The sequence below is a fragment of the Indolivaga capnocytophagoides DSM 22835 genome, assembly GCF_000426485.1.
In the GTDB taxonomy this organism is placed as follows: Bacteria; Bacteroidota; Bacteroidia; order Bacteroidales; family Dysgonomonadaceae; genus Dysgonomonas_A; species Dysgonomonas_A capnocytophagoides.
Genome location: NZ_AUFL01000005.1, coordinates 52,036 through 76,853, shown reverse-complemented (window position 1 = coordinate 76,853; position 24,818 = coordinate 52,036). Strand labels below are relative to the sequence as shown.

The 24,818-nt window shown below is 38.3% G+C and carries 21 protein-coding genes and 1 riboswitch; of the genes, 12 read left to right on the top strand and 9 right to left on the bottom strand.

The annotated features are described in order from the left end of the window. The first annotated feature begins 31 nt into the window (after window positions 1–31). Complete coding sequence (locus K322_RS0102050; protein ID WP_026625366.1) at window positions 32–1,330, top strand: inositol-3-phosphate synthase; 1,299 nt, start codon at window positions 32–34, stop codon at window positions 1,328–1,330. A gap of 129 nt (window positions 1,331–1,459) precedes the next feature. Here K322_RS0102050 and K322_RS0102045 read toward each other — a convergent pair whose 3' ends face one another. Beyond that, window positions 1,460–3,583 (bottom strand): Tex family protein, encoded by a 2,124-nt coding sequence (locus K322_RS0102045; RefSeq protein ID WP_026625365.1) that lies wholly within the window; start codon window positions 3,581–3,583, stop codon window positions 1,460–1,462. Between the two features lie 340 nt (window positions 3,584–3,923). Between K322_RS0102045 and K322_RS0102040 the strand changes: the two genes are divergently transcribed. Together K322_RS0102040 and K322_RS0102035 are read left to right on the top strand one after the other, a co-directional pair. Next, window positions 3,924–4,424, top strand: coding sequence for a flavodoxin (locus K322_RS0102040; RefSeq protein WP_026625364.1), 501 nt, complete (start codon window positions 3,924–3,926; stop codon window positions 4,422–4,424). A gap of 59 nt (window positions 4,425–4,483) precedes the next feature. Then, window positions 4,484–4,846 carry a DUF2023 family protein gene (locus K322_RS0102035; protein WP_026625363.1) on the top strand — a complete coding sequence of 121 codons (363 nt, stop codon included), beginning with the start codon at window positions 4,484–4,486 and terminating at the stop codon, window positions 4,844–4,846. A gap of 174 nt (window positions 4,847–5,020) precedes the next feature. Here the strand turns inward: K322_RS0102035 and K322_RS18335 are convergent, their stop codons facing one another. Continuing rightward, window positions 5,021–5,725 (bottom strand): hypothetical protein, encoded by a 705-nt coding sequence (locus tag K322_RS18335; protein WP_051290566.1) that lies wholly within the window; start codon window positions 5,723–5,725, stop codon window positions 5,021–5,023. Between the two features lie 211 nt (window positions 5,726–5,936). Between K322_RS18335 and K322_RS0102025 the strand changes: the two genes are divergently transcribed. The 7 genes from K322_RS0102025 to K322_RS20065 all read left to right on the top strand — a co-directional run bounded on the left by K322_RS0102025 (window position 5,937) and on the right by K322_RS20065 (window position 13,429). Further along, window positions 5,937–6,980: a CDP-glycerol glycerophosphotransferase family protein gene (locus K322_RS0102025; RefSeq protein ID WP_026625362.1), complete on the top strand. Its 1,044-nt coding sequence runs from the start codon at window positions 5,937–5,939 to the stop codon at window positions 6,978–6,980. Between the two features lie 115 nt (window positions 6,981–7,095). Then, window positions 7,096–8,115, top strand: a complete 1,020-nt coding sequence (locus K322_RS0102020) for a phenylalanine--tRNA ligase subunit alpha (RefSeq protein WP_026625361.1) — start codon at window positions 7,096–7,098, stop codon at window positions 8,113–8,115. Between the two features lie 165 nt (window positions 8,116–8,280). Beyond that, window positions 8,281–8,937, top strand: coding sequence for a nitroreductase family protein (locus tag K322_RS0102015; protein WP_035331120.1), 657 nt, complete (start codon window positions 8,281–8,283; stop codon window positions 8,935–8,937). 222 nt (window positions 8,938–9,159) lie between these two features. Next, a complete protein-coding gene (fabD, locus tag K322_RS0102010) occupies window positions 9,160–10,041 on the top strand; it encodes an ACP S-malonyltransferase (protein WP_026625359.1) in 882 nt (293 codons plus the stop codon). Between the two features lie 264 nt (window positions 10,042–10,305). Beyond that, complete coding sequence (locus K322_RS0102005) at window positions 10,306–10,638, top strand: zinc ribbon domain-containing protein YjdM (RefSeq protein ID WP_026625358.1); 333 nt, start codon at window positions 10,306–10,308, stop codon at window positions 10,636–10,638. Window positions 10,639–10,830: 192 nt separating this feature from the next. Next, complete coding sequence (locus K322_RS0102000) at window positions 10,831–12,108, top strand: peptidase U32 family protein (protein ID WP_026625357.1); 1,278 nt, start codon at window positions 10,831–10,833, stop codon at window positions 12,106–12,108. A gap of 82 nt (window positions 12,109–12,190) precedes the next feature. After that, entirely contained in the window at window positions 12,191–13,429 is a 1,239-nt protein-coding gene (locus K322_RS20065) for an OmpA family protein (protein WP_051290562.1), read from the top strand. 4 nt (window positions 13,430–13,433) lie between these two features. Here K322_RS20065 and K322_RS0101990 read toward each other — a convergent pair whose 3' ends face one another. From K322_RS0101990 to K322_RS0101980, 3 genes are read right to left on the bottom strand one after another with little or no spacing between them, the layout of a single operon-like run. After that, a complete protein-coding gene (locus K322_RS0101990; RefSeq protein ID WP_026625356.1) occupies window positions 13,434–14,483 on the bottom strand; it encodes a CDP-glycerol glycerophosphotransferase family protein in 1,050 nt (349 codons plus the stop codon). A gap of 44 nt (window positions 14,484–14,527) precedes the next feature. Then, window positions 14,528–15,259 carry a phosphocholine cytidylyltransferase family protein gene (locus K322_RS0101985; RefSeq protein WP_026625355.1) on the bottom strand — a complete coding sequence of 244 codons (732 nt, stop codon included), beginning with the start codon at window positions 15,257–15,259 and terminating at the stop codon, window positions 14,528–14,530. A 13-nt stretch (window positions 15,260–15,272) separates the two neighbouring features. Beyond that, window positions 15,273–16,337 carry a pyridoxal phosphate-dependent aminotransferase gene (locus K322_RS0101980; RefSeq protein WP_035331118.1) on the bottom strand — a complete coding sequence of 355 codons (1,065 nt, stop codon included), beginning with the start codon at window positions 16,335–16,337 and terminating at the stop codon, window positions 15,273–15,275. Window positions 16,338–16,587: 250 nt separating this feature from the next. Between K322_RS0101980 and K322_RS0101975 the strand changes: the two genes are divergently transcribed. Beyond that, window positions 16,588–17,493, top strand: coding sequence for a sugar phosphate nucleotidyltransferase (locus K322_RS0101975; protein ID WP_026625353.1), 906 nt, complete (start codon window positions 16,588–16,590; stop codon window positions 17,491–17,493). Window positions 17,494–17,665: 172 nt separating this feature from the next. On the opposite strand, the gene K322_RS0101970 is transcribed toward K322_RS0101975, so the two are convergent. Next, entirely contained in the window at window positions 17,666–19,660 is a 1,995-nt protein-coding gene (locus K322_RS0101970) for a TonB-dependent receptor plug domain-containing protein (protein ID WP_026625352.1), read from the bottom strand. A 110-nt stretch (window positions 19,661–19,770) separates the two neighbouring features. Continuing rightward, window positions 19,771–19,936, bottom strand: a riboswitch (cobalamin riboswitch). Window positions 19,937–20,134: 198 nt separating this feature from the next. On the opposite strand from K322_RS0101970, the gene K322_RS20775 reads away from it, so the two are divergent. Next, window positions 20,135–20,293 (top strand): hypothetical protein, encoded by a 159-nt coding sequence (locus K322_RS20775; RefSeq protein WP_157279370.1) that lies wholly within the window; start codon window positions 20,135–20,137, stop codon window positions 20,291–20,293. A 63-nt stretch (window positions 20,294–20,356) separates the two neighbouring features. Here the strand turns inward: K322_RS20775 and K322_RS0101965 are convergent, their stop codons facing one another. The 3 genes from K322_RS0101965 to K322_RS0101955 form a co-directional block, all read right to left on the bottom strand. Next, window positions 20,357–21,772, bottom strand: a complete 1,416-nt coding sequence (locus K322_RS0101965; protein ID WP_260201338.1) for an MBOAT family O-acyltransferase — start codon at window positions 21,770–21,772, stop codon at window positions 20,357–20,359. Window positions 21,773–21,860: 88 nt separating this feature from the next. After that, window positions 21,861–23,270: a LysM peptidoglycan-binding domain-containing protein gene (locus tag K322_RS18325; protein WP_051290560.1), complete on the bottom strand. Its 1,410-nt coding sequence runs from the start codon at window positions 23,268–23,270 to the stop codon at window positions 21,861–21,863. Window positions 23,271–23,287: 17 nt separating this feature from the next. Beyond that, window positions 23,288–24,655: a GDSL-type esterase/lipase family protein gene (locus tag K322_RS0101955; protein ID WP_026625350.1), complete on the bottom strand. Its 1,368-nt coding sequence runs from the start codon at window positions 24,653–24,655 to the stop codon at window positions 23,288–23,290. Between the last annotated feature and the right edge of the window lie 163 nt (window positions 24,656–24,818).

The following is a 24,818-nucleotide window of genomic DNA, read 5'->3' as shown; positions in this document are numbered from 1 at the left end:
CGGGTTGCGGTGTATTTTAAACGAATAAAAAATGGAAAAAGTACAATTGAAACCAGCCAATGGAAAACTTGGTGTTCTGGTTGTTGGAGTTGGTGGCGCAGTAGCTACTACATTTATTGCAGGTACATTAATCGCTCGTAAGGGCTTAGGTACACCTGTAGGTTCAATCACTCAATTAGCTACAATGCGTTTGGGTAAAAGAGAAGAAAACCGTTTCCCAAAAATTAAAGATGCAGTGCCTTTGGCAGAACTGAACGACATCGTATTCGGTGGATGGGATCTTTTCGAAGATGATGCTTACAAAGCTGCAAAACATGCAGAAGTATTGACCGACGAAGACTTGAACAAAGTAAAAGACGAGTTGGCTGCGATCAAACCTATGAAAGCTGTTTTCGATCAGAATTTTGTGAAGAGACTTCACGGAACATGGGTAAAACAAGCTCCTACTAAATGGGACTTGATGGAGCAGGTAAGAGAAGATATCCGCGAATTTAAAAAAGCAAACAATTGCGATCGTATAGTGATGATTTGGTGCGGTAGTACTGAAGTATTTACTCCACTCGGCGAAATCCACAAATCATTGGCTACTTTAGAAAAAGCAATGAAAGAAAGCCATGCTGATATCGCTCCTTCTAACTTGTATGCTTATGCAGCAGTATCAGAAGGTGTAGCTTACATCAATGGTGCTCCTAACCTTACAGTAGATATTCCTGCTATGTGGGAACTTGCAGCTGCAAAACAAGTGCCTATCTGCGGTAAAGACTTCAAAACAGGGCAAACAATGTTGAAGACTGTATTGTCTCCTATGTTGAAAACTCGTATGCTAGGTCTTAGCGGATGGTTCTCTACAAACATTCTTGGTAACCGCGACGGAGAAGTTCTTGACGATCCGGGTTCATTCAAAACTAAAGAAGAATCTAAATTGTCGGTTATCGATAACATTCTTCAACCAGACCTTTATCCTGAACTTTACGGAAACGTTTATCACAAAGTACGTATCAACTATTACCCACCTCGTAAAGACAATAAAGAAGGATGGGATAATATCGACTTGTTCGGATGGTTAGGTTACCCAATGCAATTGAAAGTGGATTTCCTTTGCCGTGACTCTATCCTTGCAGCTCCTTTGTGTCTTGACCTTGTATTGTTTACCGATCTTGCACAACGTGCAGGTATGAGTGGTATCCAAGACTGGTTGTCATTCTACTTCAAGAGCCCAATGCACGAGCCAAGTAAAATTGCTGAACACGACTTGTTCATCCAATACGTGAAGTTGAAAAATACTCTACGTAAGATGATCGGCGAAGAAACTGTTGATTTTATCGAGTAAGATATTTTCATCATATAAATAACAAAGGCTGCCCAATTTATTTGAGCAGCCTTTGCTGTTGTTTGATTGTTGTAGGGGTGAATAGTTATACGCCCCTACAAGCTAATTAATTAAATAGGTCTGCGACCTTTATCCGAGGTCTTTCATCGACAGAGCTACACGTTTACGGGCAGCATCTACCGATATTACTTTTACCTGTACATATTGGTGTAGCGATACTATCTCGGTAGGATCGGATACAAACCTGTCGGCAAGTTCGGATATATGTACCAATCCGTTTTCTTTGATACCTACATCCACAAAACATCCGAAGTTGGTAACGTTGGTAACGATGCCCGGCAGTAACATTCCTTCACGCAGGTCTTCGATGGTTTTGATAGTCGGGTCAAATTCGAATGCCTGTATCTTTTTACGGGGATCACGTCCCGGTTTGTCTAACTCCTGAATAATATCGTTGAGGGTAGGTAATCCTACTTTGTCCGACACATACTTATTCAGATCGAGCGACTTTTTCAGGTCTTTATTATCTATCAGCTCCTTTACGTTACAGCCCAAATCCTTAGCCATAGTTTCTACAATGTGATAACTTTCGGGGTGTACCGACGAGTTATCCAACGGATTTTCGGCTTCGGCAATACGAAGGAAACCTGCGCATTGTTCGAATGCTTTTTCGCCCATCCGGGGAACTTTAAGCAGTTGTTTTCGGGTTTTGAATGCACCGTGTTCGGCTCTGTAATCTACAATATTCTGGGCGAGGGTAGGACCCAGTCCCGATATGTATGTCAACAGGTGCTTGCTGGCAGTATTTACATTCACCCCAACGAGGTTTACGCAACTTTCGACAGTAAGATCGAGCGATTTTTTGAGTTTCGTTTGATCTACATCGTGCTGATACTGACCTACTCCGATCGATTTTGGGTCTATCTTGACCAATTCAGCCAACGGATCCATCAAACGTCTGCCGATCGATACAGCACCACGTACGGTAACATCGTATTCGGGAAATTCTTCCCGGGCAATTTTAGATGCCGAGTAGATAGACGCACCGTTTTCGCTGACCACAAATACCTGTACCTCTTTTTCGTAACGCAGGTTGGTGATAAAACGTTCCGTTTCGCGGCTTGCCGTACCGTTACCGATGGCAATAGCATCTATTTTGTAAGTAGAAACAAGCTGAACTATCTTGTTACCTGCCTTTTGAGTTTCATTTTGAGGGGGGTGCGGATAGATGGCTTCGTTGTGCAGCAGATTGCCCTGAGCATCTAAGCAAACGATCTTACAGCCTGTACGATAACCAGGATCGATACCCAGTACCCGTTTTTGTCCGAGTGGGGCGGCTAACAGCAACTGACGCAAGTTTTCGATAAATACACGTATTGCTTCTTCGTCTGCTACTTCTTTGGCAGAAGCAGCAAATTCGGTTTCTATCGAAGGCTTCAATAAGCGTTTGTAGGCATCTTTAACAGCGGTTTCGACATATTCCGATGCCTCGGTTGCTCCTTTTACGAACTTGCGGTTGAGGCGTTCCAATGCATCTTCTTCTTCAGGCGAGATGGTTATCTTGAGGAAACCTTCGGCTTCACCCCGTCTCATGGCGAGTAATCGATGCGACGAGCATCGGCTGAGCCGTTCTTCGAGATCGAAATAGTCACGGTATTTATCGCCTTCTTCGTCTTTTCCTTTTACTACTTTAGAGGTGATAAAGGCTTCGCGTTGAAACAGATTTCGGATTGAATTTCTTGCCGATTCGTCTTCGCTCACCCATTCGGCAATGATGTCGCATGCTCCGTTTATGGCCTCTTTGGTATCGGCTACATCGCCTTTAACGAAAGCCAGTGCTTTGCCTTCTACATCGAACCGCTGTTGGAGCATTATGGCTTGTGCCAGTCCTTCCAATCCCTTTTTACGGGCTATTTCGGCTCTGGTTTGTCGTTTGGGTTTGTAGGGCAGATATATGTCTTCTAACTCGGTTGCATTCCAGCACGATTCTATACGCAGTTTGAGCTCGGGAGTCAGTTTTTCTTGTTCTTCTATCGTTTTCAGAATTGTCTCTTTTCTTTTGGTCAATTCTATCAGTTTATCGTATTGTTCTTTTATGGCAGCTATCTGTACTTCATCGAGTCCGCCTGTTGCTTCTTTCCGATAACGGCTGATAAACGGAATGGTTGCCCCATCGTTTAGCAATGCTATTGTTTTTTCGATTTGGCTTTCGCGGATATTCAGAGCCGAGGATATCAGTTTGTTTATGGTCATATATATGCTATAATTTAAATTATCAGTAAAACTAAGATGATAAAAATAATTTGATAATATATTGTGTAATGCTTATCTAGAGCAGTTCTCGGACAAAGCTATTCAAAATTATTTTATAGGCATACAAAAAAATAATTATATGTTACTATACTATCTTATCTGTTTAATGTGTTTAAAATGAATTGTTTTGCCCGATAAAAGGGTGCGCTTATCCTTATAAGTAATTAGAAAGTGCGAATAATATCATTATTTATTGGTATTGTAGAAACTGTAAAACTCCCTTTACTTTGCAGTATAAAAATAACAAAATAAATAATTAAACTTTCAATTAATTAAAAGCATGGCAAAGATAGGCATATACTATGGTTCTACAACCGGTAATACTCAAGATTTAGCAGATCGTATCGCAAAAGCATTAGGTGTAGCTTCGGCTGATGTACATGATGTAAGCTCTGCAGCTGCTGATTTCAATCCGTATGATGTTGTGTTGTTAGGATCTTCAACAATGGGTATGGGCGATTTGCAAGACGATTGGGAAACATTTATCGATGATGTAAAAGACGCAGACCTAAATGGAAAGAAAGTCGCATTGTTCGGTTGTGGAGACTCTTCTTCTTACAGTGATACTTTTGGCGATGCTCTTGGTAAAATTTATGAAGTAATTAAAAATAAAGGATGCCAATTAATTGGAAAGACTTCTGTTGAAGGTTATACATATGATAGTTCTGAAGCTATTGTTGATGGACAATTTGTAGGATTACTTATCGATGAAGATAATGAATCTAACTTGACAGATCAGCGTGTAGCTCTTTGGCTGGAAGATTTGAAAAAACAAATATAAAGGTCTCAGACCTTTATGTTAATATCATTAATATAAACACTGTTTATCCGTAATCTGAAATGTTAGTATTTAATCATCATATTTACGAGTTTAAGAAAGGAGTCAGAGACATGGTTTTGTGTACACTCCCTGCCCATATGCAAGAAAAAGTAGTGGCCAAACTCGAGCGGAATGAGATTAGCTACATGATACAGAAAATAAAAAACGGAAACATAAACGTATTTTTCGGAAAAGAAGAATGTCTTGTTGTAGTCAGAAATCTGTGTAAAGAACGTTTTCTGGATGAGCTTTCGCCGGAAGAAGATTTTATGATCGGTGTTTTGTTAGGATATAGCGTAAGCGAGCAATGCCGACGCTATTGTAAAAGGAAAAAAGCAATGAAAAGCATAAGTGAAACAAAGTATCTGGTGGCACATACCTGAAAAGGAAAATCACCTGATATAAGGTAAATGGAAAAGGTCGTAGGCCTTAATGCCGTATTCAGTTTATAGTGAATCATTTCTATTGATAGTTTTTTAGTTGATCATTTTAATACCCCCATGCTGTGAAGCAAGGGGGTATGACTTTTTATATAGATAAAGAGTTATTCTTATATCTTACAAAGCTGTAAAATGATCGGCAAAAGTTTCTTCCGAAGTAGAAGCATAAGTATAATGGCGAGGCAAGAACCAGCCTATATTCTGCATGACTCCATTGAAATGCTCTTCGCTCTGAAAATCAGCCGGGGTTAGATTAAATGTCAACTGTTGAAGAAATTCTTCACCTTCGGGTCTGTTTGTCAAAACTATTTTAGCTTCAGTCTCGGTATATTGTTTTAGATATTGGCGTAAGATGTTACGGGTTTGTACGGGAATTATATACTCAGATGGTTGCCCTACGAGTAGTTGTGTATCTTCGTTTATCCTATTTTCGGTTTGTACATACCAGTTATTCGAATCTGTATAAAATTCGTTTCTCAAGTGAAAATTAACAAGTTCTCCGTATGTAAATACCCAATCGGGTTGACCTTTTGCAGGATTGATAACTATACCTAATCCATTGTCTAGGATGAAATCGGGAATCATACGATTAACCACATAACACTGAAACTCTTTATTTGGTTCCGGTATATTTAATACAAAGTAAGGAAATCCATCAGGACCTGATATTACCTGAGGGTCATTACACGCAAAACTAGCATCGGTGACATTCTCTAAAAATATATTTTTCCAAGATTCATCTCTTGATTCGAACGGAACGGAGAAAAGTTTATCCAAAGCTTGTGTTTTTTTCAGATCTCCGTAATATACTTCTTTATTCATTTGAGTTTTTATTTACAAAACTAGTAATTTAAATCAGGAAACCGATACCGCATACTTTTATAAGTAAAAAATTAAGTGCGTATCTCAGAAAAAATATGAATGCCCGATATAATTAAAAATATTGCTGTATCTTTGATATACATACTGACGGAGCACTAAATATATAATGTATTTAGTGCTCCGTCTTTGTCATTTATTAGAGTGTTGTAAAATGAAAAAATATGTTTTGTTTGTTTCCCTAAGCTATTCTTATTCAATATTAAGACCCATACAAACAGAGATCCGTAAGAGAGGTGGAGATGTTGCTTGGTTTATAGAAAAGAAATGTCCGATTTATTTAGCGGAGGATGAAAAACTATTGAAAACAATATATGATGTGATTGAATATAACCCAATAGCTGTTTTTGCACCGGGAAATTATATTTATGATTTCTTTCCGGGGGTGAAAGTTGAGGTTTTTCATGGGTTGTTTTATAAGCGTAACAATTATGGAGATCATTACCGTATAAGAGGTTTGTTTGATCTGTATTGTGTAACAAGTAGTTTATTTATGCCCGAATTTAAGCGTTTGGAAAAAAAATATGGTTATTTCAAAGTTCTAGAAACAGGTTGGAGTAAATTTGATGCTTATACTAAAGCTAAACCAACTATTCACAAGGATAATGTGCCCACAATAATATATGCTCCTACTTTTACTAAAGGGTTGATATCGACAGAACATTTATTTGTCGAAATAGAACGTTTAGTTCAGACTCGAAACTGGAGGTGGATATTTTCGTTTCACCCTAAGATAGATATTCAAACAATAGAAAAATATAAAAAGCTAGCCCGAAAATATGATCATGTAGAATATTCGGATAAAGAAGAAAAATTATCATTGTATCAGACTTCAGATATAATGATTAGTGATACATCTTCTGTTATATACGAGTTTCTATGGTTTGATAAACCAGTTGTGACATTTCGCAATACATTTCCTGAGGATCATTTAATCAATATATTAGATAGCGGGTCTTTGGAGTTGGCAATTGAAAAAGGGTTATCGTATCCAAATGAACTATTGAAGAATATTAAAAATAAAATGGATCTGGTTCATCCTTTCAGAGACGGGCATGCTTCGGCTCGGATATTAAATGCCGTAGATGATTTTATCGAAAATCATCAGGGAAAGATCAAGAAAAAGCCGTTTAATCTTTTTCGTAAATTAAAAATGCGTTTCAAAGCTGGTTATTTTCCTTTTGGATCGAAAAGATAGAGTGTTGAATAGAATATAAATTAATGTAACGGTCTGATGCCTTAATTTCTTTTTTTAGAAAAGAAAAATGTAACTTTGCCTATCGAATGAATTAATGACTAAGGATTAAGATCTGATGATTGATAAAATAAACAAACTACTTGGAGATATAGAAGAGTTAAAAGCTTCGAATGTTCAGGAACTAGAGGATTTGCGTATAAAATTCTTAAGCAAAAAAGGCTCTGTATCTGCTTTGATGGATGATTTTAGAAACGTAGCAGCCGAAGAAAAGAAAAATATCGGGATGAAATTGAATGAGCTGAAAACTAAAGCTCAGGATAGAATAAATCAATTGAAAGAGAATCTCGAAAATTCATCTTCGTCAGAAGAATCTATTGACCTTACCCGTACAGCTTATCCTGTGGAATTGGGTACACGCCATCCTCTTTCTTTAGTGAAAAAAGAGATTTGTGATATATTTAAACGTCTTGGTTTTTCGATAGCGGAAGGTCCTGAGATAGAAGATGACTGGCATGTGTTTTCGTCTCTTAATTTTGCCGATGATCACCCTGCTCGTGATATGCAGGATACATTCTTTATAGCACGTAACCCCGAAGTGGTTTTGCGTACCCATACTTCGTCGGTGCAAACCAGAGTAATGGAAAAACAAGAACCTCCGATTCGGATTATTTGTCCAGGACGTGTTTATCGGAATGAAGCTATTTCGTATCGTGCGCATTGTTTCTTTCATCAGGTAGAAGCATTGTATATCGATAAAAATGTTTCGTTTGCCGATTTAAAGCAAGCATTGCTATTCTTTGCAAAAGAAATGTTTGGTGCAGATACAAAAATTCGTCTTCGGCCATCTTATTTCCCATTTACAGAGCCTAGTGCAGAAATGGATATCTCATGTAATATCTGTGGAGGTAAAGGTTGCCCGTTCTGTAAGCATACCGGATGGGTAGAAATTCTCGGTTGTGGTATGGTCGATCCTAATGTATTGGAAAACTGCGGTATCGATAGCAAAGTATATTCAGGATATGCCCTGGGAATGGGTATTGAACGTATTACTAATTTGAAATACAGGGTGAAAGATCTGCGTATGTTCTCAGAGAATGACGCTCGTTTTCTTAAACAATTCGAGAACGCGCAGTAATAATATAGATAATTTAGAATAAAAGGATGTCTTTTGATTAAAAGACATCCTTTTTATTTATATGTAAGTTAATGTGAGATTTGGAAAAACTAGGAGTAGGAGTATGGAATATTTTTTCTATTTTTATATTCTTCAATTTTTAATACACAAAAATATTTTACATCTATGAGAATCTTAACAGTATTATCTCTTTCCTTTTTAGTCTTTATGTCATGTAGTCAGCCGGCAAAAGATACGGATACGAAAAAAGAACCGGAAGTTGCTAAGAATGTAGTGGTTGAAAATATAATGAACCGCCGTAGTATTCGAAAATACAAGCCCGAACAGGTTGCACAGGCTCAAATGGATACAATAATTCAAAGTGGAATAAATGCACCCAGTGCTTTAAATAAACAATCGTGGGAAGTACGTGTAATCCAAAATCCAGATTTGCTGAATAAAATAAATACTGCTTTTGTTGAGGATGCCAAAGGAAAGTCTTTACCCGGTAGCGCATCTAAAGCTCAGGAAGACGGATTCAGTGTGTTTCACGGAGCACCTACGCTAATCATTGTCGCAAAAGATAAAAGTAACTCATACAGTGCGGTTGATTGCGGATTATTTGCCCAGAATATTCTATTGAGTGCCGAGTCTATGAATATCGGGACATGTGTGATTGGCAGTGTTGCCGGAATCTTCAATAAACCGCAGTCAAAAGAATTACGTGAAGCTATAAATCTGCCTGATACTCATGAGGTCATTTTCGGAATATCGGTAGGATACAAGAACGAATCACCGAACGCTAAGCCTCGTAATGAAAATAAGGTTGAATATATCAAATAAGCATATATATTAGCAGTAAGAAAAAGCATCGGAAAACTATTCCGGTGCTTTTTATCTAAAACAGAGAATCTTACCTAAACTCGATCAAGACGAGTTTGGTTTGTGTTTTTTTATTAAATTTGCCAGCCGTATCTAAGGTGTTAAAACCTTAAATCGCGTTGAATATAGAGAATCAAAAAAATATATATCAAGACATTTCATTAATTTATAACATATTAAAGTATGAAAGCATTTGTATTTCCGGGTCAAGGTGCTCAGTTTGTGGGCATGGGTAAGGATTTGTATGAAACATCACCCGTAGCGAAAGATTTATTCGAAAAAGCAAATGAAATTTTAGGTTTCCGTATTACTGATTTAATGTTTAGCGGAACTGATGAAGACTTGCGTCAAACAAAAGTTACACAACCAGCGATATTCTTACATTCTGTAATTTTAGCTAAAACTTTAGGTGCCGAATTTGTTCCGGAAATGGTTGCAGGTCACTCTTTGGGAGAGTTTTCGGCTTTGGTCGCAGCTAATGCTTTGTCGTTCGAAGATGGATTGAAGCTAGTTTATAAGCGTGCATTGGCTATGCAGAAAGCTTGCGAATTGAATCCATCTACCATGGCTGCAGTATTGGGCTTACCTGATGAAAAAGTAGAAGAAATATGCGCATCTATAAAAGATGAAGTTGTAGTACCTGCAAATTACAATTGCCCCGGACAGATTGTTATCTCGGGAACGAATGCAGGAATTGATAAAGCGTGTGAATTGTTGAAAGAAGCAGGTGCAAAACGTGCTTTGAAACTGAGCGTAGGTGGAGCGTTCCATTCTCCATTGATGAATCCTGCTAAGGAAGAATTGGAAAAAGCAATTAACGAAACAGAGTTCTCTGCTCCAATTTGTCCTGTGTATCAAAATGTGACAACTGTTGCAGAATCTGATCCTGCGGCTATTAAAAAGAATCTGATTGCTCAGTTGACTGCTCCTGTGAAATGGACTCAATCTGTAGAGCATATGATTGCCGATGGTGCTACTGAATTTGTAGAACTAGGACCGGGAGCTGTTCTTCAGGGATTGGTGAAAAAAATAAATAAAGAAGTAGCTACCAGCGGAAAGCAATAAGGTATCTGTTTTTTTAGGATAAACGAAGACGGCTGCTTCCTTTTTTAGGGAGTCAGCCGTTTTCCTTTGTTTGGATGAGAATTGGTAAGAAATAAGACTGATTCGGTATTCGATTTGTAACCTATGACAATTTAGCCTATCTTCGTTGTTATAATAAGTAAAAGATAGTATTTACTTTCTATTTATCAACAGGCTTTCGCTATTTTACTTACCAAAATGCTAAATAGGGTAAGACCTTAAAAACAACTAAAACAGAATCAAATTATGGCTGAAACTCCAAATTGTCCACTTTGTGACATGGAAAATACGTATTTCGACGGAACCGTATTTGTATGCCCCGATTGTAGTCATGAGTGGACTAATGAGGCAAACCAACAGGAAACAGATGATACTCCCAGAGATAGTAACGGAACAGAATTGATAGACGGAGATGCCGTTACTGTAATAAAAGACCTGAAAGTAAGAGGTTCTTCGATGGTAATCAAAAGAGGGACGAAAGTAAAAAGCATAAAATTAACAGAGAACCCTGACGAAGTGGATTGCAAGATCGATGGATCGGGTATTGTGTTGAAAACCTGTTTTCTTAAGAAAGGATAAGTTATTCTTAAACAATAAAAAGTGACAGAAAGCAGTTAGTGACGTACTTTAAAGAGATAACGTACTCTGGCTGTTTGCCTGCAAAATCAACAAAAAGGTCTGAGACCTTAGATGCTCGGTTTGTTATTCTACAGATCGAGCTTTTTATTGTATCTTTGTAGTCCGAAAATATAGAATATACAGAATAGATAAATGAAAAATATTGCTGATTTTGAAATCATGGCGCCAGTAGGATCTTACGATTCTTTGGCTGCGGCAATACAAGGAGGTGCGAATTCAATTTACTTTGGTATCGAAGGGTTGAATATGCGTGCCAAATCTTCGAATAACTTTACAACCGAAGATTTAAAAAATATAGCTAAAATTTGTCAGGAACACGGGATGAAGAGTTATTTGACCGTGAATACCATTATTTATGATAATGATATAAGTCTGATGCACCAAATTGTGAATGCTGCAAAAGAAGCTAACGTGTCGGCGATTATAGCATCGGATGTAGCAGTAATGATGTATGCCCGCAGCATTGGAGTTGAAGTGCATTTATCGACACAGCTTAATATCACAAATACGGAAGCTCTTAAATTTTATGGACAATTTGCCGATGTTGTGGTATTGGCCAGAGAGTTGACTCTGGATCAGGTAGCCGATATTTATAAGGATATTGTAGAACAACAGATAAAAGGTCCAAGCGGAGAGTTGATCCGTATTGAAATGTTTTCTCATGGAGCCTTATGTATGGCTGTTTCGGGTAAATGTTACCTGAGTTTGCACGAAAAAGATTTGTCTGCAAACAGAGGGGCTTGTAATCAATTGTGTCGTAGAGGCTATATTGTAAAAGATAAAGAAAGTAATATCGAACTTGAAATTGATAACGAATACATCATGTCTCCCAAAGATCTGAAAACAATCCATTTCATGAACAAGATGATGGATGCCGGAGTACGGGTGTTTAAGATCGAAGGACGTGCACGTGGAGCAGAGTATGTGCGTACCGTTGTGGAATGTTATAAAGAGGCGGTAAAAGCATATTGCGAAGGAACATATACCGAAGACAAAGTTGCGGAATGGGATACTCGTTTGGCAACAGTCTTCAATAGAGGATTCTGGGATGGTTATTACCTTGGGCAGCGTTTAGGTGAGTGGACAGCTAATTATGGTTCTGGAGCTACTAAACGCAAAGTCTATATAGGTAAAGGAATCAAATATTTCTCGAATATCGGTGTTGCCGAGTTTCTGATGGAGACCCAGTCTTTAAAAGTAGGAGATGAAATTCTGGTAACAGGACCTACAACAGGAGCTGTTTCTCAGGTTGTAGATGAAATACGTGTTGATCTAAAACCCGTACAGGAAACTGTCAAAGGCGAAAAGTTCTCAATTAGGCTGACCGAGAAGATCAGACCTTCCGATAAACTGTTCAAGGTTATTACAGTAGAACCTAAGCAAAAATATGTAGAAAAGGTCTCCGAATAATTTATTTATGCGGAAGAACTAAAAATGAGCCACCTTGTTTAATAAAAAAGGAAAATATAAATACGATCTATCCAAGTAAATTATGTCGCCTATATACAGTTCGCTGCAAGTTATACTGACAGATAATACTATAACCCGTGCGTCGGAGTTTCTTTGCGAAGACCGATGTAAGGTCGCAGATGCTTCGGCTTCTATTATACCATGTCTGTTAGGGGCTTTGTTGGCTAAAGGCAGTACCACCCCCATACAAATTGCCTTGAGTAAGGCCGGGCGTAATTATAATAACCTGCAAGACAATATTGTTTCAATATTCTCGGGTAATGCCGATGAAAGGATTAGTTATTCGGGATTTCGTCTGCTCGATGCTATTTTTGGTGATAAACTTGGAGAATTTACAACCCTGATATCCTCTACTTTCGGGATGTCTTATTCAAATACCGATCAGCTATTATTAATGATAACACCAATAATAGCAAGTGATCTGGGGTATCGGGCGACTGAATATAAATGGGGGATGACAGGCTTACTTGGGCGGTTGAATTACGAGAAGAGCAGTTATCTTCATTTGATCCCTGTCGGTTTTGCATCATTGTTCGGGCTCGGCAGTAATGATGAGTTAGGGAATTTCGTCCCGGTAATTGAATCGACCGAAGCTGATTATAAGCTGAAAGAACCGACTCCTCCGTGGCTTGTGTGGGCAATTATTGTTGCTGGCGGAGTTATTATTGCTTTTTGGTGGAAGTCTTGCGAAGATTCTACTTCAACTAAAGTGAAAGATACCGTCACCACAGCAACGTCGGCAATGGTAGAAGGTACTATTTCAACTGTATCAAAAGCATTGGAAAAGGTTTCGACTATTGTAATTTTACCCGATGGAAAGCGGCTTCAGGCCTATAAGGGCGGAATTGAAGATCAGCTTGTGAGATTTCTTAGTTCGGACGAATATGGAAATGCTTCCACCGACCAGCTGAAAGACAAGTGGTTTAACTTCGATAATATCGAGTTTAAGTATGGAAGTTCAACCGAACTGACCGACATTTCTAAGCCTCAATTACATAATATTGCAGTTATATTAAACTACTATAAAGATACGAAAGTGATCATTGCCGGATTTACAGATCGTACAGGTACTATCGAAAGTAATCTGAAGCTATCTCAGGATCGTGCTAATACAATCAGAAATTACCTGATAGAAGAAGGTATCGAAGGATCACGTATTTCTGCAATCGGTTATGGCGATCAATATGCGACACACGCTGCTGATGCCCCTGATATTGACAGGGCATTGGATAGAAGAATCGCTTTGAGATTTGAAAAGTAGCCAGTTATTTCTTAATTTTTCCGAATTTTTTAACAGACTGATATTTTCGCCATAGGTTGAGTTTCCTATATTTGGGTACTCCGTGTCTTGCAATGTAGTCTTCCACGGCAGTGAACATTCTTTCTGCCACTTTTCCATCCAGATACGGGTCGTAATTATCTATAATCCATTTGCGCTTTGCTTTGTATTCGTCACTAGACAGGACTGTATCATAAGCCCAATCGAGTTTGTCGGGAGTATCTATATCAAGCCAGTATTTGTCTTTAGCAACATTGTTTAGAGTGATAACAGGCTTATCCAATAGAAGAAATTCATATACAGCGGAAGAAGTATCGCTTATCATCATATCCGAAGCAAGGATATATTTTGAAATATTCTGATCTTCTATCCATAAAATGTTCTCTACTTCCTTCGCTAGTACTTTGTACTCGTCTACCCACTCTTTTTTTGTCAGTGGATGAAATTTAAGTAGGATAACTGCATCTTTTCGATCAGCTAGCTTTTTTATATCTTCTTTAATATAAGGCAGCGATGTTAATGAGGGAGAGAATGTCGGGGCATATAAAACAATCTTACTCTTCTTGTACTTAGTTAAGAGACCTTCTCGGTAATTATCGAATGTATGCAGGTTGTTAAAAATCCAGTCTTGCCGAGGCCATCCTGTTTCCACGACTTCAAAGTCTCCGTAGTTCTGAGCCAGTTGCTCGAAAGGTTTGGTGAAAAAGGGACCTTGGGTCAGATACATATCCAGATACCTGCGTATTACCCAATGATCTTTTTTTTCGGCTGCGTATCCGTGGAATATCTCAGCTTTAACTCCCGGCAGATAATAAGGTACAATATTGCCCGGAACAAAAATAGCTTCGGGTGAGAAGTTGTATGTTTCCTGTATAGAATTAGTCCATCTTACCTCATTTTTTAAAGGAAAGTCGGGAATATTTCTTGCATCAACAAACCAGAGTATTTCATGTTTTGATGTTTTATTTGCTTCCTCCTGAAGGGGCAGAAGTATTGTCACGGCATATTTATGCTCGCAGAAAAGTACAACTCTCATTTTAGATAACAGGCTTAGTGTATATGTGTAAATCCGAATTTTTCTTACTGTAAGTGTGCCGGAATCTTTGCGCAGGCTGTCTCGAAATCTTCGACAGTGTCAAGTTCCATTGAAAAAATATTTGTTGTATCGACAGTGTATATTTCAGCTCCTTTCTTGATAAGATTTTCGAATGCCATCTCGTAGAAGACTCCCGATTGACCTTTGTTTAAGATCATGTCATCAAGTTCGGTATAAAGATCCTGAACGAATTCAGCAGAGAATTTCTCTATGCCGACTGATTCGCCAACGGCAGTTTCAATAGAACAGGTCTTGCTTATCTCGGTAATTTGTCCGTCAGTGTTTAAAATCACTTTTATCTCTTCATCTCCCAATTCGTGAGAGTTTAGAGCTAAGCAGTTTTCGTGTTTTGATTCCAGTAATGCGCTGATTAATGCTGCATCGAAGAGAATATCGCTGTCCAGAAGCAGCATAGATTGCCCATGTACCGCAGATTTGGCAAGCCATAATGAATAGATATTATTCGTAGAATCGTATTTGCTGTTGAAAATATATTCGACTCTTAAATCTGGATAATTAGCCGAAACAAAACTTTCAATCATCTCTTTGAGATATCCTGTAACAATAACCAACCGATCGAAGCCATTGGCTATTAACGAGTCAATCGTACGTGCAAGCAGGCATTTGCTTCCTACATTGAGCAGGCACTTGGGAGTGTTGTTTGTTAAAGGGCGTAAACGTGAGGCTATACCGGCGGCAAGGATTACTGCTTTCATTCTTCTGTCTGGATTATTTGTTTAATGCAACTCTTCGGATGATATCTACAACTCTTTCATTTATGGCAGTCGTTCCTAATGTTATGCGCATATGTGTCCGTAAGCCTTCTTCATTCATGAATTTAACTACGATATTTTCTTTTTTGAATTCGGCTTGCAGTTGTTCTTTTAATTCAGTCGGATATTTAACCAAAACGAAATTAGCATCAGAATTGTAAACTTTAAATCCTTCGATGGGGTTCAGTCCGTTTTTATATAATTCTTTATCGCTCTGCATGCGGGCTGCATTCTTATCATAGTATGCAGTTGATTTTAGTGCGGCGATACCCAATTGTTCTGTAAGTTTATTGTATCCCAAATACATGGTGCTGAAGTTTGTGAATTTTTTCAATCCTTCCCCCATAAACCCATATCCGAGGCGAAGTCCCGGAAGTCCGTAGAATTTAGAAAATGTACGGATAATCAGCAGATTCGGAAATTCGGTTATTAATTGGGATATGTATGTAATGTCTTTATTTGCAAACGATGTATATGCTTCGTCAATAACTATGATAGTGTCTTTACTCAGAGACGAAATGATATCTTTCATTTCATCCAATGACAGCGAGTTACCTGTCGGGTTGTTGGGACTTGCCAGAAGAACTAAATCAGGATTTTCCTGAGCAGCTATCTTTTTTATTTCGGGAATATTGTATTTGAAGTCGTATCCATCTTCATAAAGAGGATACATTATGGTCATGCCGTTAACTTCTTCGGCTATCGATTTATAGTACCACCACGAAAATGTGGGGATAAGCATTTTGCGCTGCTGATGTCCCTGACTTAAGAAACAATGTATAACACCTTTCAGAATATCTTCGCCGCCATAGCCTAAAACAACATTCTGTTCTGCCACCCCGTACATGTCTCCGATGTATTGAGATAGTTCACTTTTTATTCCGTTCTGAAAACAGCGGGTATAAGTACATAATTCCTGAGGGTTAAAATCTTTCAGTACTTTAGCTACATCCGGAGATATTTCGTAGCTGTATTCATTTCGATCTAAATATATCAGATCGTTAGTGTTAGGGTTATTCATGTTTGTAAATTTCAAAACTCTTAATGTGCGGAGCAAAGGTATTAAATTAATATATAATCATTGAATTTTACCTTGAATATTTTGACTTAAGGCCTCAGCCGTACTTTAGATCTTATTAGAAAAGGAGCAGATATGTCTGTTTCTTTATTCTCCAACCGAATCTTTTTACTCCTTTTTGTAGAAAAGGACGATCTTTTCTTGCAAAAAAGTTAACTTTGTGACTCATCTAAATTTAATGAAACTAAACCATATGAAACCAACATTATTTGTTCTGGCTGCCGGAATGGGTAGTCGCTATGGAGGTCTGAAACAATTAGACGGATTAGGTCCTAATGGCGAAACAATCATGGATTACTCAATCTATGATGCTATTCAAAGCGGATTCGGTAAGCTAGTATTTGTTATTCGCAAATCATTCGAAAAAGAATTTGTTGAAAAAGTTGCATCTAAATATGACAAACATATTGAGGTAGAGGTAGTTTTTCAAGAGCTGACCGATTTACCCGAAGGATTTACCGTACACCCCGACCGTGTTAAGCCATGGGGAACAAATCATGCCGTATTGATGGGTAAGGATGTTATCAAAGAACCTTTTGCCGTAATCAATGCCGATGACTTTTATGGCCGTGACGGTTTTCAGACTTTAGCAAATTTTCTGAAAGATCTCGATGGCTGTAAAAATCATTATTGTATGGTTGGATACCGTTTGTGTAATACTCTTTCGGAAAGTGGAGCTGTTGCGCGTGGTGTTTGCGAAACAGATAAAGATGGTTTCCTGACCAGTGTGGTTGAAAGAACTCATATCGAACGTAAAGATGGCAAAATCCAATACAAAGATGCAGAAGACTATTGGTATGAATTACCTGAAAATACTCCGGTATCTATGAATATGTGGGGATTTACTCCTGAGTATTTCCAATATTCGGCTGAGTACTTTGTGAAATTCCTTGAATTGAACCAAAGTAACCTGAAAGCTGAATATTTTATACCATTGATGGTTGACCATTTGATTACTAATAAAACAGCGGATGTAAAAGTGCTTGATACTACTTCTAAGTGGTTTGGAGTTACTTATGCTGAAGACAGAGACTCTGTAGTTGCAAAACTTCAGGGCTTAGTTGATAAAGGTGAATATCCGACTCCTCTCTGGAAATAAGGTCATAGACCTATTTATTACTTTGGCAAGTATAACACCTTAGTTTGCTATAACTTGGAAACAAATGATTAAATACTTTTGTTTACTTAAAAGGTTTTATATCTTCTCACAAAAAAGTCCTTGAATTATTTTCAAGGACCTTTTTGTTTTCTATATTGATAGGTTGATATCCTTAGAAGTTCATTCTCAACGTGAAACGATATGCACGCCCCGGCATAGGATATCCGTCCATAATATAATAGATTTTGTTTGCCAGATTCGAAATGTCGGCTTGAGCCCGCATTGATACCATTCCTATATTGAATGATTTGTTCACCGATATTGTCTGATCGAGATATGGACTGATTTTGTTACTATCAATATTCTGGGGCAGAGAATATGTTTTTCCGCTAAGTACTATAGAATAAGAAATATTCAAAAATGGGTTTTCAAGACTTGCCGATCCGGCTCCCGAATGACGAGGGGTATAAGGTATCTGGTCTTTGTAGTTTTTATCTTCGGCATTGGTTTTGTCTATTGCATGCTGATATGTATAGCTTCCCGATAATTGAAGGTTTACTTTAGTATTAAAGTCCATTCTTGTGTTTACATTTATGTCGAAACCATCGATGATGACTTTTCCCAAATTTACAGACTTCGGATTGAATGAAGAAGGGTAAATGATAATTTTATCTTTTACTGTATTGTGGTAAAAATCCGTTGTAACAGACAAGAAACTAAACAAGTCGGAGAATGACTCAGACCATGTTAGTCCGATATTGTACTGTTTGGTTTTCTCAGGTTTGAGAGACGAATTTCCTGAGTTTGTATAATATAAATCGTTAAAGGACGGTACTCTGAATATATCTTTATAAGAAGCCCTTACCCGCAAATTGGTTTCATCCAGTAATTTGTACGAGAGACTGACCGATGGTGATAACCTTTTTTTATCACTTGCTGCTAATCCGTTTTCTACATCTTCGGATACATATGTCCCTAAGAGTTTTCCGACTACAGTTAATCTGTCGTCTTGATATTTTCCAGAAAGAGCAGACAGTGAAGTGTACCTGTCGGGATAAGCAAATTTAGGAAGATTGGCACTCAAATGCCCATAGCTGATATCTTCTGCTAAAGAAAAAGATATGTTCTTACTGAGATTGTAGAGTAGGGTACCAGTTACATACAGTTCATTCTGGATGTACTTATTCATTAATTCGCCATTAGGCTGCTTAGGGTTTTTGTCAATATATTTAGTCCATGTATGAGTATATTTGGCTTGTACCTGTAAGTCGAATTTATCATTCAGGTAATTAAGATATTTGGCTTGAGTGAAAAAATCTTTGTCCCAGAGCCGTTCTCCGTTTTTCTGATCAGAATATATGACTACTCCACCTGGTAATCCCCGTTCCGAGTCGAAGTAGTAAAGTTTAAAAGATAGCTTTTGCTTTTCTGTGAGATTGCCAAACAGATTGAGTTCTGTCCGTTTAATATCAACATCAGTGTTATTTCTTTTTCCCTTATATTTTTCGGATATATTATCCATCTCAAATCTGTATCGTCCGTCGGCTCTTTGCCAGCTTCCGTCAAGTGACAGTGTAAATTTATTGCCCAATTTATGAGCATAATACACATATGGATTAAATTGTCCCCACGATCCGGCGCGCAGCTGTACTTTTGCCGAATAATCTTTTTGCTTAAACTGAGGTGTTGAGGTTTGTATATCTAATACTCCAACGGCTCCCAATGAGCGTGCGGTACGGAATATATCGTCGGACTGTCCTATCGTCAAGGATATCATTTCTACATTATCAAGGGAGAATTTACCTATATCTATTTGTCCCGATTGTGCATTACTCACAGCCATACCATCGTATAAGACAGCAGTGTGTTCTGAGCCTACACCTCTTACAGCAATGGTTTTCATTCCTCCTATTCCTCCAAAATCTTTTACAACCACACCCGAAAAGCGGCGTACAGCATCCGCAACTGAAAGAATACCAACCTTGTCTATGGTTGAGCCGGAGAAGGTTTGCACCGGATTACTCGACAGGGTCATCGAAGGATGTAGCTTAGCCGAAACTTCTACTTCTTGAATGTGCTGGGTACCGATAGAGTCTTTAACCTGACCGACGGCAGATAAAGCATAACTTTGTATGATAACAAGCGGGAGAATATGGTAAAACTTCATTACAGTTGCTTAGAATTTTTATTTATAAATAATCATTCCAGCTTTCTGAATGGGAGTTTGAAGAGAAAGAAATCGAAGATTCTATCTTAAGCTTTATCCCTCGAAAGCTGTCTGATTGGAGTCGTTTTGCAGGTTTTCTGACTTGCTTTTACCTTTATTATTTCTAGGTTTAGCTTACAGTAGCGGGTCTGTCCGGGATTTTCACCCGATTACCCTTTTGCATCCGTTTCGGGAGTAGAGATAAAGTTACCCGAAGAGGAACAAAACAACATTGCAAAGATAGCTTATAACTTAATTATAGTTAGACTTTTTGAGCGGAAAATTGTGTCATGTGTTGTTAAATAAGGGGGTGATACCTCTTTGGGATTTTATCTAGGCTGACAGTCTCTTTTGTCTTTTTTATCTATAGTAAAAGCGTTCTTTAAATGGTTGGTATCTGATGAGACAATCTGAAAATGTGCCAATAAGGTAACAATGCAAAAAGTATATTTTCAGTGTAACCTTTGTAACCTTTTCGGGGATTCTGTAGGGGCGAATAATTATTCTCCCGGTATCTACAAGCGAAAGGTTTTGACTCTATGGGCAGGTGAAGTTCCGAAATTGGTAAGAAGTAACAGAGCAAAGTGTGCATAAAGGCTATTACCTTTGTTACCTTTTAGAGTTAAATCGTTGATTTATTGATGAAATAACAGGCGCTTAAAATTGAAAATAGATAAATGGTTGAGTTTCGCTGGAAGCGGTCACGTATACCAGCCAGAAAACAACTCCGATAATAATTGCTTTTCCGATAAAAGGAAGTTTTTCAAATCCTGTTTGTACCAGTTTAGTGAACTTCTCGGGAACAAAGTGTAGCAGATACCCGATAGCTATTACAATAAATACATTGCGGTATCCATCTATAATAACAAGCCATTCTTCTGGAATAAACTCTAGGTGTGATATATTTGTGATTAAATCTATTGCGGTCTGATATGAATCAGCCTTAAAGAAAATCCAGCAGAATGTTACAAAGTGGAAGGTTAGTATCCCGCAAATAAGATTTACGAGAATATTCTTTTCCGGTAGTTTAAAAAATTGCTTACATAGTCGTTCTACAGCTAATGCGCCTCCATGCAATGCCCCCCATGCGATATATTTCCATGCAGCTCCATGCCATAGGCCGCCTATAAGCATAGTCAGGAACAGATTGATGTAAGTTCGGATTTTCCCCTTGCGGTTTCCTCCCAAAGGGATGTATAGATAATCTCTCAGCCACGATGAAAGGGATATGTGCCATCGTTTCCAGAATTCGGTAACGGAAGTCGATTTATAAGGAGTGTGAAAGTTCTCGGGCAGTTTAAAGCCCATCAGTAAGGCTATGCCAATAGCCATATCTGAATATCCCGAAAAGTCGCAGAATATTTGTAATGTATATCCATATGCTGCCATTAAAGACTCGAATGGAGTATAGGTTAGAGGACTGCTGAATATCCGATCTACAAAATTGATTGAAATGAAGTCCGAGATCACTGACTTTTTAATAAGTCCGCTTATGATAAGGAATAAAGCGAAGCTGGCATCTTCTTTCGATAGAGTTATTTTTCGTAGTGCTTGAGGTAAAAAGTCTTTTGCCCTCACTATCGGACCTGCTACCAACTGGGGAAAGAAGCAAAGATAGAATGCAAAGTCAAAGACATTAGCCGCCGGCCTTAGTTTTTTGTGATAGAGGTCTACTGAATAGCTGATTGCCTGAAATGTGAAAAATGAGATACCGATTGGCAGCATAATATGCTGTGGCAGAAAGTCCTTGTGAAATACGGTATTTATATTGTCAATAAAGAAATTTGTGTACTTATAATATGCCAGAACTCCCAGATTTAAGATAACGGTAAACGAAAGGACAAGTTTACGTGTTACCTTTTTTCTTGACAAGTCCATTGTTTCGGACAGAATATAGTTGATCAAAGCCGAGAATACAAGTAATATAACGTATTCGCCTCCGGCCTTGTAATAGTAGAATAAAGAAAAGAGGATTACATATCCTGTTCTGAAATGCTTATAGTTGCGGGTAAATATGTATATGAAGTAAAAGACAAGGAAGAAGCCGAGAAATAACGCACTGCTGAAAAGCATAGGATTTTTCGGGTCATATTTAAACCATGATGTAACAAGATCCGGTGTGAAATATGATAATATCGGTTCTAGGTAGGTTGATAGCATTCTATTTTACTCTGTTTTTGATGTATTGGTCGTAAGCTTTTAGAAAGTCCGTTGCGAATAATATGCCTTGTTCTTCGTATCCGTCTTTGGTGTAGTGAACTCTGTCTCTTGCCATATTTCCGGATAGGTTATTGTTGAGGGGAGCCTCTATTCCTCCCAGTTTCGAGAGCAAATCCCAAACAACGTAGTCGTTCGATTGCATCATTGCGTCTCTGTAATCTTCGATAAAGTCGTTGGGGGTACTTCTTCTGAACAGCGATGGAGGCGGTGTGGTTACGAGTATGATTGCAGATGGATTTTCGTATCGAATACTTTGTACCAACTGGTTTAGCTGATCCATATAGTATGGAGTCGACCATTTACCGAAAGACTCATTGGTGCCCAGAGAGATAATGACAAGATCTGGGTGGAGTATCGGTAATTGTTTAAAAAACAGGGGGTACTTATTGTAATCAGACAGCTTCGCTCCATTTACTCCGATAGTATGATAGATAATGCCCGGCTTATCGTTCTCGATTACTATGCCGCTTAAGTTGGATTCTGTCACTTTACTCTTTGATGTAATATATGCGGTATTGGATAGAATAGAATCTTTGGCTTCTATATAGTATTTCCCGGCTTGAGATGTAATTGTTTCGGGTTTTCGGTTATCTGTTTTGGGGACTGATCTTGTTGGTTTAGCCTTTTCTGAGACTACGAGTACCATTCCTTTCTTTATTGTACTTGACTTGAGGTCATTCCAAGCTTTCAACTGTTCTATGGTTGTGTGATTGTTTAATGCGATTCGGTACAGGGTTTCGCCTGTTTTCACGGTATGGATTTTTACTTCCGATTCGGATAAGTCTTCTTTAGTCACAGGATGAATATGTTCTCGTTTTTCCTGGGGTTCATCGGTGAATGAGACTTCGAAATTAGTTTCGCGAGATGTCGATAGGACTTTTATCTTATTGAAAGCATACAGCGGATTTACCTCTAATTGGAGGCTGGCATTTGCTTTGTTTGTATAAAAACCTATACCGCTCAAGCCGATGGAAACATCGGTAATCGGAAAAATATTCCGGCGGTTATTCCAGACGGCATTAGATGAGAATTTGGTATAGCCCGTTCCGTTAGTTTTTGCAAGTGAATATGGAAAACAGAATCCATATCCACCGTTTCCGAAGCGTGATTGAAGAGCCTGCCGTATGGTATTGGTGAACAGATCCGCCTGTATGTGAGAATCGCCTATATGTACAATATTGACTTTACCCGATTTATTATGTTCGAGTTTGTACAGTTTTTCAAAGAGTGGTTTTAGCTGCTGGTAATTATGAAAATCATTACCAGAGGACTCTATCCCGTTTTCAGCGAATACTAATCCATGAAAAAATGCGGATATAATAAATAGTAGTATGGCTCTTTTTAATATCATCAATCAATTATGGTGTTCTATTTCATTTTCTTGTATTCAGAGTAGCCTTTATCTAATTCATGGTATAGCAAAGTGCTTATTTTTCGGGCTCCTTTGGCATTAAAGTGAGTATAATCTTTATTGGCGTAACCTTCGTTAACCCAGTTTACCATTGACCCGTCTCCTCCCATCAAAGACTGGAGGTCTATAAATCCGGCATAGACTTCATGGGCGCAATTACGTTGAGCTTTGACTAATGGCGGAACTGCTTTATCGCTTTTCATATCCATATCCACTTTTTTAGCTCGGTCTCCAACTGATACGATTAGTATGTCGGCTTTCGGAAAACAGTTTCTCAGGTGATTAACTACTGAGATCATTTTATTTTCGTACCAACTGTAATCAGAGGTTCCATATCCGAGAACATTGGTTCCGTATTGCAAAACGATGAGATCGTAATTTAAAGTTTCATCCAATGCATTCATAAGGCTTTTGTTATACAAAGATAGCGGTAATCCTGAATTTCCTCTAATGGAGAAATTATCTACGTGTACACCTTTTCCGTCATCGAAGTTTACTCCATAGAATGGAATGGAATCAGCTTTTTCGAATGCGATTTTCAGAGTCTTTCCTGTATTGCCGAGATTGCATGTATTCAGAGTTCTATCTGTATTTAATTTGTATTCGGGTACAGAGTCTTTATTGCCTGTGGTCACTCTGATTCGAGCATCCTTGTTGCCCGAACTTCCATAGAATAGTACAGGATTGTATAACATTGATATATTATCTTGATTCGATGCTGTATATTTTACCCAGGATGTTCCAGCTGGAGCAGCAAAAAAGACTTGTCCGTCTACCCCAAACGGGCGGGTTGGCTTCTTAACGGTCAGACATGATTGGGTTTTCCAGTCTTTTGAATACTGATGGCTGATTGTCCCTCTCGCTGAAGCAGATAAGGACGTAATTCCCACGAATCCAACTCCTTTGCCTCCGTATCGACTCTGGTAGGCTTGACGGATATCTTGTACTATAAGGTCTCCGTCTGTCATTGAATCACCGAAATAGGCTATTCTAACTTTACCTTTTCCGTTTGTTTCAAGTTGGTATAGCTTTTCATAGAATGATGAGAGGTTGCCAAGTCCCTCACTGTCATCGGATATTGATATATGCACTCTGTTTGCCAATGAATCTTCCTTGATCGAATCAGGGAGGGTAGCATCAACAATCATCGCACTATCTGCAATTGCAGCCAGTGCAAGACTATCTATGACAATGCCATCACTGTCTTTCTTGTTATCAGTGAATATATTCTTGGGAAGTATCTGTTTTAGTCCGAAGAATACCCCTATTGCTATCGCTATAGCTAAGAATGACTTTACAAAATAATTTTTTGTTCTTTGTTCCATAAAATAAAGAAAATCAGATTATAATACGATATAATGTAATCTGCCGTTCTAGTCGTTGTTGTTCTAATTCGCTGCAAAGCTAGTTACTTTCTTTACATTTTAGAAAGGTCTATAACTAAAAAAAACTGCCATTGGCAGTTTTTTTTAGTTATGATATGTAAGA

Coding starts and splice junctions, on each gene's coding strand:
- K322_RS0101955 (WP_026625350.1), bottom strand. CDS start 24,655: ATGGAACAAAGAACAAAAAATTATTTTGTAAAGTCATTCTTAGCTATA.
- K322_RS18335 (WP_051290566.1), bottom strand. CDS start 5,725: ATGAATAAAGAAGTATATTACGGAGATCTGAAAAAAACACAAGCTTTG.
- K322_RS0101975 (WP_026625353.1), top strand. CDS start 16,588: ATGAAACCAACATTATTTGTTCTGGCTGCCGGAATGGGTAGTCGCTAT.
- K322_RS20065 (WP_051290562.1), top strand. CDS start 12,191: ATGTCGCCTATATACAGTTCGCTGCAAGTTATACTGACAGATAATACT.
- K322_RS0102015 (WP_035331120.1), top strand. CDS start 8,281: ATGAGAATCTTAACAGTATTATCTCTTTCCTTTTTAGTCTTTATGTCA.
- K322_RS0101980 (WP_035331118.1), bottom strand. CDS start 16,337: ATGAATAACCCTAACACTAACGATCTGATATATTTAGATCGAAATGAA.
- K322_RS0101970 (WP_026625352.1), bottom strand. CDS start 19,660: ATGAAGTTTTACCATATTCTCCCGCTTGTTATCATACAAAGTTATGCT.
- K322_RS0101990 (WP_026625356.1), bottom strand. CDS start 14,483: ATGAGAGTTGTACTTTTCTGCGAGCATAAATATGCCGTGACAATACTT.
- K322_RS0101985 (WP_026625355.1), bottom strand. CDS start 15,259: ATGAAAGCAGTAATCCTTGCCGCCGGTATAGCCTCACGTTTACGCCCT.
- K322_RS0102035 (WP_026625363.1), top strand. CDS start 4,484: ATGTTAGTATTTAATCATCATATTTACGAGTTTAAGAAAGGAGTCAGA.
- K322_RS0102025 (WP_026625362.1), top strand. CDS start 5,937: ATGAAAAAATATGTTTTGTTTGTTTCCCTAAGCTATTCTTATTCAATA.
- K322_RS0101965 (WP_260201338.1), bottom strand. CDS start 21,772: ATGCTTTTCAGCAGTGCGTTATTTCTCGGCTTCTTCCTTGTCTTTTAC.
- K322_RS0102020 (WP_026625361.1), top strand. CDS start 7,096: ATGATTGATAAAATAAACAAACTACTTGGAGATATAGAAGAGTTAAAA.
- K322_RS0102040 (WP_026625364.1), top strand. CDS start 3,924: ATGGCAAAGATAGGCATATACTATGGTTCTACAACCGGTAATACTCAA.
- fabD (WP_026625359.1), top strand. CDS start 9,160: ATGAAAGCATTTGTATTTCCGGGTCAAGGTGCTCAGTTTGTGGGCATG.
- K322_RS0102050 (WP_026625366.1), top strand. CDS start 32: ATGGAAAAAGTACAATTGAAACCAGCCAATGGAAAACTTGGTGTTCTG.
- K322_RS0102000 (WP_026625357.1), top strand. CDS start 10,831: ATGAAAAATATTGCTGATTTTGAAATCATGGCGCCAGTAGGATCTTAC.
- K322_RS18325 (WP_051290560.1), bottom strand. CDS start 23,270: ATGATATTAAAAAGAGCCATACTACTATTTATTATATCCGCATTTTTT.
- K322_RS0102045 (WP_026625365.1), bottom strand. CDS start 3,583: ATGACCATAAACAAACTGATATCCTCGGCTCTGAATATCCGCGAAAGC.
- K322_RS20775 (WP_157279370.1), top strand. CDS start 20,135: ATGCAAAAAGTATATTTTCAGTGTAACCTTTGTAACCTTTTCGGGGAT.
- K322_RS0102005 (WP_026625358.1), top strand. CDS start 10,306: ATGGCTGAAACTCCAAATTGTCCACTTTGTGACATGGAAAATACGTAT.